At 44.2% G+C, this 13,062-nt stretch carries 10 protein-coding genes; 5 read left to right on the top strand and 5 right to left on the bottom strand.

Going from position 1 to position 13,062, the window contains the following annotated elements; all coding sequences use genetic code 11:
* The first annotated feature begins 19 nt into the window (after positions 1–19).
* The gene (locus tag CLV51_RS14605; protein ID WP_106528748.1) at positions 20–2,755 is read left to right on the top strand and encodes an alpha/beta hydrolase family protein; all 2,736 of its coding nucleotides are present in this window, start codon (positions 20–22) and stop codon (positions 2,753–2,755) included.
* A gap of 24 nt (positions 2,756–2,779) precedes the next feature.
* Here the strand turns inward: CLV51_RS14605 and CLV51_RS28915 are convergent, their stop codons facing one another.
* Entirely contained in the window at positions 2,780–3,034 is a 255-nt protein-coding gene (locus CLV51_RS28915; protein WP_146151287.1) for a hypothetical protein, read from the bottom strand.
* A gap of 435 nt (positions 3,035–3,469) precedes the next feature.
* Between CLV51_RS28915 and CLV51_RS14610 the strand changes: the two genes are divergently transcribed.
* Positions 3,470–3,802: a hypothetical protein gene (locus CLV51_RS14610; RefSeq protein WP_106528749.1), complete on the top strand. Its 333-nt coding sequence runs from the start codon at positions 3,470–3,472 to the stop codon at positions 3,800–3,802.
* Between the two features lies 1 nt (position 3,803).
* Here the strand turns inward: CLV51_RS14610 and CLV51_RS14615 are convergent, their stop codons facing one another.
* From CLV51_RS14615 to CLV51_RS14625, 3 genes are all read right to left on the bottom strand, one after another.
* The gene (locus CLV51_RS14615; protein ID WP_106528750.1) at positions 3,804–6,158 is read right to left on the bottom strand and encodes an ABC transporter permease; all 2,355 of its coding nucleotides are present in this window, start codon (positions 6,156–6,158) and stop codon (positions 3,804–3,806) included.
* 44 nt (positions 6,159–6,202) lie between these two features.
* Complete coding sequence (locus tag CLV51_RS14620; protein WP_106528751.1) at positions 6,203–6,610, bottom strand: hypothetical protein; 408 nt, start codon at positions 6,608–6,610, stop codon at positions 6,203–6,205.
* An 87-nt stretch (positions 6,611–6,697) separates the two neighbouring features.
* Positions 6,698–7,876: an MFS transporter gene (locus CLV51_RS14625; protein WP_106528752.1), complete on the bottom strand. Its 1,179-nt coding sequence runs from the start codon at positions 7,874–7,876 to the stop codon at positions 6,698–6,700.
* A 103-nt stretch (positions 7,877–7,979) separates the two neighbouring features.
* Between CLV51_RS14625 and CLV51_RS14630 the strand changes: the two genes are divergently transcribed.
* The gene (locus tag CLV51_RS14630; protein WP_106528753.1) at positions 7,980–8,870 is read left to right on the top strand and encodes a LysR family transcriptional regulator; all 891 of its coding nucleotides are present in this window, start codon (positions 7,980–7,982) and stop codon (positions 8,868–8,870) included.
* Positions 8,871–8,905: 35 nt separating this feature from the next.
* On the opposite strand, the gene bla is transcribed toward CLV51_RS14630, so the two are convergent.
* Positions 8,906–9,622 carry a BlaB/IND/MUS family subclass B1 metallo-beta-lactamase gene (bla, locus tag CLV51_RS14635; protein ID WP_106528754.1) on the bottom strand — a complete coding sequence of 239 codons (717 nt, stop codon included), beginning with the start codon at positions 9,620–9,622 and terminating at the stop codon, positions 8,906–8,908.
* A gap of 170 nt (positions 9,623–9,792) precedes the next feature.
* Here bla and CLV51_RS14640 point away from each other — a divergent pair, with 170 nt between their 5' ends.
* Both CLV51_RS14640 and CLV51_RS14645 read left to right on the top strand, forming a co-directional pair.
* Positions 9,793–11,847 carry a TonB-dependent receptor gene (locus CLV51_RS14640; protein WP_211301998.1) on the top strand — a complete coding sequence of 685 codons (2,055 nt, stop codon included), beginning with the start codon at positions 9,793–9,795 and terminating at the stop codon, positions 11,845–11,847.
* A gap of 420 nt (positions 11,848–12,267) precedes the next feature.
* Complete coding sequence (locus tag CLV51_RS14645) at positions 12,268–13,062, top strand: MlaE family ABC transporter permease (protein WP_106528755.1); 795 nt, start codon at positions 12,268–12,270, stop codon at positions 13,060–13,062.

Here is a 13,062-nt window from a genome sequence, read left to right on the forward strand (position 1 = left end):
TAGAAAACTATTCTTAGTAATGAGAAAAAGCGCTTTATTTCTTCTCTTTATATTTTCTACGACCATCTGCTTTGCGCAAGAATTATTTCGGGAAAGTAAAGATGGATCCCAACATATTGAGAAACCACTCATTGATTCCAGCGTATATGACAAATGGCCATCTGTTGAAGGAGCTACTATTAGCAATGATGGGAATTATGCCATGTATAGCATTATGAATCAGCCAGTAGGAAGTCGCACACTGGTATTACAAGCGATCAAAGGTAATTGGAGGACAGAAATACAGCATGTTGATCGTGCTGAGTTTACGCAGGATAGCCAGACGGCAGTGTGTATTAACCCTAATGACAGCTTGTGTATTGTCAGATTAGGTAGCACTACCATCACGTATATCCCTCAGGTAAATTCTTTTAAGCTCCAGCATGAAAACAGTGATGTATGGCTTGCATATCAATTGAACACATTAGAAAAAGAAGTGGTGACAATGAATCTTAAAACGGGTAAAAAAATATCTTATTCCTCGGTTAAGGACTATTTATTTAGTGCTGATGGTAGGGTGTTAGTATTGCAAATGGTATCTAAAAAAGACACCAACACTATCCAATCATTGAGATGGGGAACCCTTGGTGATGGAAATATTGCTACTATCTGGGAGGGAACCGGAATAGAAAATATTGTTTTAGATGCAGGTGGAACGCAACTCGCTTTTATCGTTGAAAGTAAAATTAACAGTCAAAAAGAAAAATCCATTTGGTATTATAAAGCCGGAACAGCCAGGGCCGTCAATTTAGCGACTAAACACGCACCAGGTATAGAGAATGGTTTAGCATTAGGCAGTATCCAGCATTTTAGTAAAGATGGTAATCGCCTGTTTTTTACATTAGAAGAAAAGGAAGGTAACAAGCCTTCACCAAATGGAGTACAGGTAGATGTTTGGAGTTATACAGACACAAAATTACAATCGCAACAATTTGATGAATCAGGACCTGAAAGTTATGCAGCTGTTATCAATATAGCGGAGCGCCATATTGTCCGACTGGAACAGGCTTTTGAAAGAATTTCGTCATCTGATTTTAATCATGCACAGGATACTGTCGCAATGATTCGTCATCAGCAAAGCGATGGGAAGAGCGGAGAATGGAATTGGAATCCGGCGTGCAAACTATCCTGGTATCTTGTATCCACTAAAAATGGAGAAAAACAACCATTGGATTGGTTAGCAGACAATTTTTGGGTAGAAATGTCTCCGGAAGGTAAATATGTAATTTACTATGATAAGAAACAAAAAGAATATTTTAGTTATGAAACAGCTTCGGGCGTGATCCGAAATATTACGCAAGGGATTGCAACCAGTTGGGAAAGAGATTATGGTAGAGTAATAGGAGGTTGGATGAAGGAGGATGCAGCGGTAATCATCTATGATCAGTATGATGTGTGGCAAATAGATCCAACAGGAAAAACTCCCGCGCTGAATCTGACTAATGGCTTTGGCCTCAAACACAACATTGTATTTTTCATGGCCTTGGATGATTATCCTCGCCATCCCCTGGGAAGAAATGAGGAACTTATTTTTACTGCGTTTAATCGGAATACGAAAGATAATGGCTTTTATAGAAAAATAGTAGGTAAAACGGGAGATCCTGATTCACTAACTATGGGCCCTTACCTTTATGATGTTACTGACAACCCATATCTCCCCAGTCGCTCCAATTTTACTCCTGTCAAAGCAACGGATGTAAAAGTGTATATCATAAAGCGCATGAATGCCGCAGAGTCCCCAAATTTTTTTAGCACAACAAACTTTAAAACTTTTACCCAGTTAAGTGATCTTCATCCTGAAAAAAAATATAATTGGTACTCAGCTGAACTGCATACCTGGAAATCATTGGATGGAAGCGCTTTGCAGGGGATTCTTTACAAGCCTGAAAATTTTGACTCAACAAAGAAATATCCGGTGATCTTCCACTACTATGAAATAAAGTCTGATAGATTAAATGCATATCTGAAACCTGACCTGGCTGATGGAGGAACCATTTGTATTCCCTGTTATGTTAGCAATGGTTACCTGGTGTTTACACCTGATATTCATTATACGATAGGAGATCCTTTTCAGGGAACCTATAATGCAGTGGTTTCTGCTGCTCACTATTTATCACGATTCCCATATGTAAATACGAAGAAAATGGGCCTACAGGGGCTTAGTTGGGGTGCTATTCAAACCAATTATCTGATCACCCAGACGGATATATTTGCCGCCGCCTGCTCCGCATCGGGCATTGCCGACTTAATAAGCGGTTATGGTGGGCTAATATCTTATGGTGCGAGTCTGCAGGGGATGTATGAATCAGGCCAGTTACGATTTGGAGCAAGCCTTTGGGAAAAGCCTGAGCGGTATATTAAAAACTCCGCTATTTTACAGGCAGATAAAATTACAACACCCCTTTTAATGATGCATACAAAAAATGATGGTGTTTGCCCATTTGCCAATGCAATAGAACTTTTCACGGCATTGCGTCGTTTGGGCAAGAAGTCATGGATGCTGGTATATGAAGGCAACCATGGTGTTTTCGGTAAAGATGGCGATGATTTCAATATCCGTATGGCCCAATTCTTTGATCATTATCTAAAAGATAAGCCAGCTCCTAAATGGATGACCAGAGGAATCCCCGCAAAACTAAAAGGCATCGATGATGGCCTGGAGCTGGACACAACTGTCAAAACTCCAGGAGTTGGTCTGTTGATGGAAGGTAATTAAAGAGATACTGGCTATAAATAATGATTAAAGGCAAATGGTAACCCTTATAGTCGGACAGGGAGCAGTGGTTGGTGCAGTACTTAGACGAGTGGTGATCCCTACGGTTATTGTAATACAAAAGGTGAGAGATACACGTATAGTACAAGCCCCTAATGGTGTAGATGCTGAATAGAATATATTAATCTGTCGTGCGTTATATGCCAGCGCACCACCAATAACTGCGGAAAGCATGATGGCTATCAGCATAACCCTTGCTTTTTGCTTAATGTTAAATTTCATAATGATAGTTGCTTTTTAGCCTCAAAAAGCTAAACTTTGGTTGACAATACTGTCACTCGTTTATAATGGTTTTCGGCTTCTCCATGTGTTACTAAAGCCTGGCGATGGGATTAAATTGGGAGTTGCTACAGTTCAGTTTTTCTTTACTACTAATTCAAAGTTAAACCCTGTTACTGTATTGCGAATACAGCATGACTTTTTTCAAAAGAATAAAGTTGTAACACATTGTTGAAAGGCTGAGAAAACCTGCTAACAGGAAAGAACATCATGCAACACTGAGATTTCATTTAGAGATTATCCTTTTCAATAGTACCTTTATCCGCTCACATGTGTATATTAGTAATAAAGAATTGAAGCCCTCATCAAACTCTATTTTGACTACCCCTGTTGCGTGATTCCTATTTGTGTAGCTGCACGCTTCTAAAAGAGCTTAAAATGGTTGATTTAAAAGACACTCCGGACTATGTACATTGTTTAATGATATCCCGGCTGGCAAGGAATATCTCTGAGGAAGAAGAGCTTTACCTGGAACAGCTCATCCGTGAAAATGCAATCGTAAAAAAACAATGGCAAGACCTGCGCTACCAGTTCCCCCAGGAAAGAATTGATCGTTATGAAGAATTGGATTGGTTAGATGCAGCTGAAATTACTGCACTCCCGCTGCATCACAATTGGCCACTCCTCATCATTCGCTGGCTGGCGGTGGTAATAACCATTATAATGGCTGTTGGCTTGATTATTTTATTCTTTTACAGGAAACACACCTGACTTACTCCGCCTGCAGCGCCTTTACCGGGTTGGCCCTTGCTGCTCTTACTCCCTGATAACTCACTGTTGCCACCGCAATGATAACAGCCAAAGCTCCTGCCGATAAAAACATCCACCACTGCAATTCAATACGGTATTCTATACCATGCAGTAATTGCTGCATAATAATCAATGCCAGTGGTGCTGCGAGCAGGAAAGCAATGATAACAGGTTTCAGGAAATCCTGCGTTAGCATAAACCATATCCTGACAGCATTAGCCCCCATGATCTTACGGATACCAATTTCTTTGTTACGGCGTTCCGCCAGGAAGGCAGATAAGCCAAAGAGCCCCAGGCAGGAAATCAGGATAGCCATACCACCTATCCAGTTGATCATCAGCTGTCCGGAACGGATACCATCAAACTGTTTCTGATATGCTTCTTTGTTGAAGTAATATTCAAAGGGGTATTCCGGGTTACTTCTTTTTACTGCCTGCTCAATTTTAACCAGACTTTGTTGGGGATCAACACCATCACGCAGACGGATAAAAAAATGATTCATAGCACCGGTGCCGAGATAAAAGGCCATCGGTCTGGTACCATTAAAGGGGTTGTCGCAAACGAAATCTTTTACTACACCAATAATAGGATTCTTGCCTAACAGGGTACCTATTATCGGCTCTTTAAGTCCCATCTTTTTAACCGCCGTCTGGTTCACGATGCAGCCGGTGGAGTCGCTGCCATAATCCGGACTAAACTCACGACCGGCTACCATGGTCATCCCGGCTGTTCTGGCCCAGTCGTATTGTATAGAGGAAACCACTATCGAAAAATTCTGATCAGGTGTTTTTCCGGGCCATTGAATGCCATCGGTAGCACCGCCATATTCCAGCAGGTTATCTGTGCCGGCAGATACGCTCACTATCTCAGGGATTTGCAGCAGATCGTTTTTAAGGACTTTAAATTTGCCTGTCATATCACCCCTGGCTGGTATCTCAAGCAGGTTGTCCTGATTGTAGCCTACCGGCCTGTTTTGCCCGTAGCGGAGTTGATTATAAATGACGATGGTAGTAATGATCATAATAATGGAAAGGACAAACTGAAAGGTCACCAAACTCCTGCGCAATATAGATCCACCTTTATGATGGCTGATTACACCTTTTAAAACTTTCACGGGCTGAAAACTGCTGAGAAAGAATGCGGGGTAACTGCCGGCTACAAGCCCGGTAAATAATACTAAACTAAGGAGTCCTGACCATATTCGCCAATTAGAGAAGCCAAAAGAAATACTTCTGCCGGATATGCGGTTGAGTGCAGGTATCGTAATAAGTGTCAGTAAAATACTCAGTAGCATAGCCAGGAAAGTAATTAACAGGGCTTCTGCCAGAAATTGAAAGATGATGGTCTTGCGGGAGGCGCCTAACGCTTTGCGCACACCTACTTCTCGGGCACGGCGCTCAGAGCGTGCAGTGGCGAGGTTCATGAAATTGATGCAGGCAATCAGCAAAACAAACAAACCAATAATGCCTGACAGCATTACCACCTGGAAGCGGCCGCCGTATCTGTTGGGTTTACCGTTTTTGAAGGCGCCATGCATCCAGGAATCTGCAAAAGGATAAGCAAACAAATGTTCGGTGGAGTCCTGCGTTTTTTCCAGGAATAATTTTTCCAGTTTGTGGTTAAGTCCCGGCAGATCGGCGCCAGGCTGTAGTTGTACCCAGGTCAGGAGCCGGTTATTATCCCATTTATCTATCCAGTCTTTGTTCTCCTGTTCAAAAAGGCGGAAAGGCAGTATAATATCACAGCGCATTGTGCTGTTGGGAGGGATATCACGAATGATGGCAGCCACTTTCAGGTCATGTGTATTATTTTGCCGGATAATTTTGCCCATGGGATCTGCCTTACCAAATAATCTGGCGGCGGCACTTTCGGTTAATACCACAGATCCCGGCTCACGCAGCGCCGTAACCGGATTGCCGGCTATGGCAGGGAAAGTCATGATATTAAAATAGTCAGGATCTGCATAGAGAGATAATTGATAGATGTTCTTGTCGCCTGTTTTGATCAGTTGCTGACCGCCGTAAGAGGAACGGGCGGCATATTTTATTTCAGGGAGATCACTGCGCAATGCAGCTGCCAGCGGGGCAGGAGTGGACGAGCCGGTGAAAAAGGTGCCATCCCGTTTCTGGTGTTGCATGAGTAAATGGATATCCTGCAGATGCGCATGAAAAGCATTAAAACCGAATTCATCTGTAATCCACAGCATGATAATGATGCCGGTGGCTAAACCGATGGACAGTCCGCCGATGTTGATGATTGTGGATAGCTTATTTTTCAGCAGATTTCTCCAGCCGAGCTGGAAGTAATTTTTAAACATGCAATGATGTTTTTGTCAACTGATGATGATCATAAAACGATGCCTCAGAAATATAATTCTTCGATGTCACAATCACCCGACGCAGTTCTCTTGTTGCCAACGGAAGGCATTTTTGTGGTGAGGCTAAGGGAGATATTCCCTCTGCTCATATGGAGTTTATAAGTTTCCAGCAGTTTTACATTACCCTGCTTATCTTTTACTTCAATGCTATAGGTGCCGGAGGGAAGCGGTATAAAAAGTGTTTGCTGTTGTAAGGCCGCAGTGCCGCAGGTAGGCGCATTATCCTGGTAGGGCAGTACACCTTTGTAAGTATCATTAATATAAAGATAGTAAGTACTGTCCGGATGTGTATGTGTCCAGAAATAAGTTTTCATGGTGCCTCCCTGTACATTGCATTGACTAAGCAATAGCAAAACGGCGGCTGCAACAGGGAGGAGGAATATTCTTTTCATGTAGTGTAGTTTTGGGTGAGCAGCGATATTTTCCCAAAAATTACAGGAAGAGAAGGAGTTGGGTTAACAAATGTGATGGAAATGTAATTATATGTGACGAAAGGAATGGTTTTCGACTTGCTTCTTTGCACCTGCCTCCAGTTTGCTCCTGAGTGCAATCATCAGCAAGGAAGCCACACCAAACGCCATGCCTGTCCAGGGGGCCTGGGCGATGCCATAGTTGGCAATCACCCATCCACCCACGATGGTACCCGCAGATACGCCCAGGTTACCAAAGGAGATAGCCAGTGTATTGGCAAATTCCATGGCATCCGGAGCGGCGGATATCATATAGGCGGCAGCGTTAAGGAAACAGGGCGCATATAAAAATCCCCATATGGCAATCACGATCATGGTAGCAAAGGAGTTGTTGCCGGCATAATATAAAGCTGCAGGAATGAAGATGGTGCCCAACAGGAAAGCTGCGGCTGTAAGCGGAATACTTTTGCCCAGCATCCTGCCGGCCAGCCAGTTGGCCAGTATGCCGGTAACGCCAAACAGCAGCATCATGTAGCTGATGGTTTGAGGGCTCATCTGTTTTACCTTACCCAGGTAGTCAGCAAAATAACTATAGGTAGAAAACCAGGCAGCAATCATCAGGAAGTTCATAGCGCTGCTGAGCAGAAAATCCGGTCGGGTCAATATTTTCAATTGTGTGCCGTATGATTTTTTTTCCGCTACCGGCATAGATGGTAATGCACTGAAGATGCTGATCAGTGCCAAGGCACTTACGATAGCCTGAACAATAAATGATGTCCGCCATGTATAAACACTCGCCAGATATGTAGCATAAGGCACGGTGGTCACCATGGCGATGGCAATACCACCCAGTACAATCCCCATAAGCTGATGTTCCTGTTTTTTATCGCCATGGCGCACTGCTGCTGCAATGGCGGAAGAAATAAATACGGGTTGCAGGAAGGCCGGTAACATGCGCATCACCACCAGTAGCCAGAAAGGAGGTGCCAGTGCAGATACAATGCCGGTCAGCAAAAAGATACTCATGCCCGCTAGCATGATTTTTTTGCGGTTGATGCCCGAGGCGAGCAGCGTCATAAACGGACCGGTTAATGCAATCACCAGAGCAAAAGCACTTAGCAGGATGCCGGCCTTATTGATGCTGATACGGTAATAGGTAGCTACCTGTGGCAATATGCCGATAATGCCAAATTCTGTTGTGATAATGCCTATCAAGCCTAAACAGCCGATGTATGCGATCTTTTTCATCTCTTTTAAAAATTATTAAACTGTTGCAAAGGTGAGTGGATATATGCTATAAATAAAATAGCTTGATTTATGTAGGTTCATAAAAATATTTATAATTTGCAGTATGGTTAATTTAGAATGGTACAGGACTTTTAAGGCTGTTTATCAAACAGGCTCGCTAACAGCAGCCGCTAAGGAGCTATTTATTTCACAACCTAATGTGGGGCAGCACCTCTCTGCGCTGGAAGCACATGTAGGCATGAAATTGTTTGAGCGCAAGCCCCGTATTGTGCCAACAGATTATGGTAAAATGTTTTATACACAGATTATTGAGCCTTTATCAAGACTGGAGAATGTAGAAACAGATTTTAGGCATCGTTGTATTTATAAGGAGCTGCCGTATATCAACATAGGCGCTGTAAAGGAGATTTTTTACAGCTTATTTGCAAAAAATATCACCCGGCTTCCGGCCATGGTAACAATGGAATTTGGGATAACGAAAGACCTTATCTCAAAACTTCAAAAGAATGATATTCAATTTGTGATTGCCGCACAACTCATCGAAGGGCAACACCTCACTTATGAACCCTTATTCATGGAAAGCTTCACAATCGTTGCCAATGCAGATATGGACACAACTGTGCTGGACGGCTACCTGGCCAATAAAGAACATGATAAAGCGGAGGACTGGTTGTTAAAACAGGACTGGTTTGCCTACAGCAGCGACCTGGCTGTTATCCGCCGATTCTGGCTACAGAATTTCGCCAAGCGCCCGGTGATGAAGCCTCGTTACGTCATCCCTGATATGCATAACATCCTGGAAGCGATCAGTAATGGTAATGGTATGACTGTCACCGCCAACTACCTCGCAGTGGAACCGCTGAAACAGGGCCGTTTGAAAGAAGTTTGGATAGGAAACGTACCTACTACCAATACTATTTATCTGGCTTATGATAAAACCAAGGCTAGTCCCGGGCAGATTGAAATAGTGAGGCAGCTGTTAAAGCCCATGTAACAAGGAGGGGATGGGGGTGGTATTCGTATCCGTTCCTACTTCAACAGCTCCAGCGTATGCGTAATCATCTCCGCATTCCCTTGCCAGCCCTGATGTCCCGGAATAATATACCTGGTATGTTTAAAACGTGTAGCCACGTTATGCAGTGATGCCGGCCATTGCGCTAAATTACTATCTCCGGTAAAGCCAATTGTTTTTGCTTCCAGGCTTTTTATAAAGCAGCCACCATAAAGTATCTGGTCTTTTGGAAACCAGATAAGCAGGTTGTCTTTGGTATGTCCTTCGCCGGGATAGTACGTTTGAATGCGCAACTTACCTACAGTAAAAGTGGTATCCTTATCAAAAGTAAATTCGGGTTGTTTGTAACCTCCGGCTTTGCACAAATCCGCGGTTAGCTTGCTGGTATAGGTTTTTATGCCATTTTTTTTAAACACGTCCAATCCGATAGTTCTGTCATCATGAAAGTGTGTTGCAATGGCGAGCACAATTTTTTGATGATATTGTTGTGTGAGTGTATCTATTAATTGTTGCGTTTGTGCTTCGCTCCAGGGAGTATCAATAATTACAATGCCGCTGTCGGTAACAACGTAAAGCCCGTTGGCCGGAAATATAGTGTTGGCGTACTTCCCATAGGAAGTATACACATAAAAATTACCAGTCAGATGGGTGGTTGAAATCCTGAAGGTGCTGTCTTGTGCGAACAGTGTTGATGACAGGATCAACGAGAAAAAAAGTGATATTATTAACTTCATACTTCAATAATTACTACGGTGCTGTTAAGGAATGGTGATGCAAAAATAGGGCAAATCCGGCAACAATAAACCGGGGTGGAGCATGACTCCGGAACAAATACATAAGTAATCCGCAGAAATATTTATATATTAAGTCGCTGTATCCCTGATACAGCGACTTAATAATTTTTATGAACATGCGCATTTTGTCGGGGGCTGCTATATTAATCACGTTATCTGCTTCCCGGTTGCTGGCACAGCAGGATACGCTGCAGCAGTTGCCGGAAGTAATTGTGAAATCTTACTTTTCAAAGTCACCTTTGCAACGTATACCCACTGCCGTGAGTATAGTGTCTGCAGCTGATATGCAGCTACAGCAGGGTGCTTCACTATTGGGCGCTTTGAACACGGTACCAGGTTTACGCATGGAGGAAAGATCACCCGGCAGTTATCGTTTATCCATACGCGGTAGTTTACTCCGTTCGCCTTTTGGTATCCGTAATATTAAAATTTATATAGATGATATCCCGCTGACGGATGCAGGAGGTAATGCCTACCTGAATCTCATAGACCCCGATGCGGTGAGCCAGGCGGAAATCCTGAAAGGCCCGGACGGCAGCCTCTTTGGGGCCAACTCCGGTGGGGTAGTGCGACTGGAACTATCGCCACCGCCCAATGACACGCATCATTTACAGGTAAACGTGCAAGGTGGCAGCTATGGCTTGTTCCATGGCAGCATCGCCTGGCAGCAAAAATGGAATAACTACCAGCTGCAGGTATTACAGGGCTATCAGCAATCAGACGGTTACCGGCAGAATACAGCGCTGAAAAGATCCTATACCCAAACCACTCAACGATGGGAATATAAACCCGGTTATGTGCTGAAGTTGCTGGCATTCTATTCAGATCTTTCGTATCGTACACCCGGTGGTCTTACGCTGGCGCAAAGCGAGGCGAATCCGCAATCAGCAAGACCAGCTACCAACACACTTCCCGGGGCTGTTACGCAACAGGCAGGCATCTATAACCGCACTTTCCAGGGAGGGCTCACACATGAAGCGCAATTTAATCCGCGGTTACAACAGGTGTTGTCGGTATTTGGCGCCAATACACACTTTGAAAATCCGTTCCTCACCAACTATGAAGTAAGAGATGAAAATACAGCAGGGATACGCACTTACCTGCAATGGATCAACAATCCCGATCATCATACCGCTTTGCAATGGAAGTGGCTGGGCGGTCTGGAATGGCAGCAAACCGGGTCTGATATCGTTAACTACGGTAACCGGCAGGGCAAGCGGGATACAGTGCAGGCAGCAGATAAACTGATGGCCGCACAGTATTTTTTCTTCACCCGCTTCCAGGCTACCGTTAATAATTTCCTGGTGGAAGCAGCAATAAGTTTGAATTATTACGGCTACAGCTATAACACTAACGGGCACACGAAAGTGAACTTGTCACCTCAGCTGATGCCAAGGGTTTCTTTCTCTTACCTGTTCAGTCCTTACATTACGGGGCGTATCACCGTGAGTCGCGGCTACTCGCCACCGGCAACCGCCGAAATACGTGCAGCCGATCACGTTATTAATACCTCGTTGCAACCGGAAACCGGCTGGAACTATGAAACGGGCGTACGCATCTATGCCCGTCGCGGCAGCGCCATGCTGGATGCTGCTTTGTTCCATTACCGTATGCAAAATGCTATTGTGCGCAAACTGCATGATGATGGCACCGAATATTTTGTGAACGCTGGTGGTACACGTCAAACCGGCCTGGAGTTGCAGGGCATGCTGTGGCTCTTATTACCACGGCAACAGGGTGCTATCCGGGGTATCAAATGGCAGGAAAATTATACTTACAGTAATTTTAAGTTCAACAATTATATCAGTGCAGGTAAAAATTATTCGGGCAACAAACTTACGGGTGTGCCGCAACACGTGCTGGTAAGCAGTTTGGGCTTACAGTTCCCGGCACAAACATCGCTGTACGTACAGCATACTTTTACCAGCAGCATTCCGTTGAATGACGATAACAGTGTATATGCCGGCAGCTATCACCTGCTTCAGGCCAAAGCCCGCTGGCAGCTGCCGTTGCACAAACGTTATAATGTAACTTTACAGGGCGGCGTTGATAACCTGCTGAATGTAAAATACGCACTGGGTAATGATCTGAATGCAGCAGGTAACCGTTTTTATAATCCTTCACCGGGAAGAAACTATTTTGGTGGCATAATCCTGACATTATAATAAACTCTTCGCTAAGATAAAATCAGAAAAATCAGCATAATCAGTCTAATCCTGCTAAAGAAAAGACAAAGGCCGAAGGCCTCCATCCGCATAAACACATCCGTAACAGGTACGTCGCACTGGAATACGCTACAGATGCAGGTCCGTTTGTAGATGTAGCACAACAAACGGTTACCTGTTACTGGAAGGCTACCGGCGTATATGCGGGGCTTACAGGCCAGGCAGGTGATATAGTGGGGAAAGAATTTACCGTAGTGGGCACGGACATCCTCAAGTTCCGGGAGGGCAAAATTTATGAATGCTGGACAATGAGTGTACCATTGGGTTAACACCCGCTTTCGCATTACTTTGTATTTTAAATGCGTATCTGCTTAACAAAACCGGCATAGAATTGTAATTAGTGTAAGCATTTACAAGAAGATGAGTTCTACCAACGATAAACCCGATAAACCAATTATCACCGCTAAAATTGACGGATTTTTCCTGCTTTTTTATGACTTCTCCTTATTTGTTCTCCGCTTCTTCCGGGAGGCCTTCCGACCTCCCATAGAAGTAGAAGAGTTTATCCATCAATGTTACCAGGTGGGATATAAGTCGCTGGCCCTGGTGACGGTCACGGGTTTCATTACGGGCGTGGTTTTTACAGAACAATCACGTCCTACGTTATCGGAATTTGGCGTTACTGCATGGCTGCCGTCACTGGTAGCCATTGCCATTGTAAGGGCACTGGCGCCGCTGATCGCAGCATTGATCTGTGCCGGTAAGGTTGGGTCCAGTATTGGTGCGGAGCTGGCATCTATGAAGGTGACAGAACAGATCGATGCCATGGAGGTATCTGCCATTAATCCCTTCAGATACCTGGTGGTTACCAGGGTAACGGCAACGACCATATGTTTGCCGCTGCTGATGTTCTACAATGCCCTGGTGGGCTGTATGGGATCTTATCTTGACGTGCATGCCCACGAACAAACCAGTCTTATTTCCTTTTTTGATAGTGCGTTTACACAGGTAACATTCCTTGATTTTTCTACGGCATTAATTAAGTCCGTTGCATATGGTTTCACCATCGGGATGGTTAGCTGTTATCAGGGGTTCAATGCCTCACAAGGCACCATGGGTGTGGGTAAGGCGGCCAATATTTCTGTAGTGGTATCTATGTTCCTGATCTTTATAGAAGAGGTGATTATTGTTCACGTGATGAATGCAATCCGGTAG

The organism is Chitinophaga niastensis, assembly GCF_003014755.1.
Classification (GTDB): domain Bacteria; phylum Bacteroidota; class Bacteroidia; order Chitinophagales; family Chitinophagaceae; genus Chitinophaga; species Chitinophaga niastensis.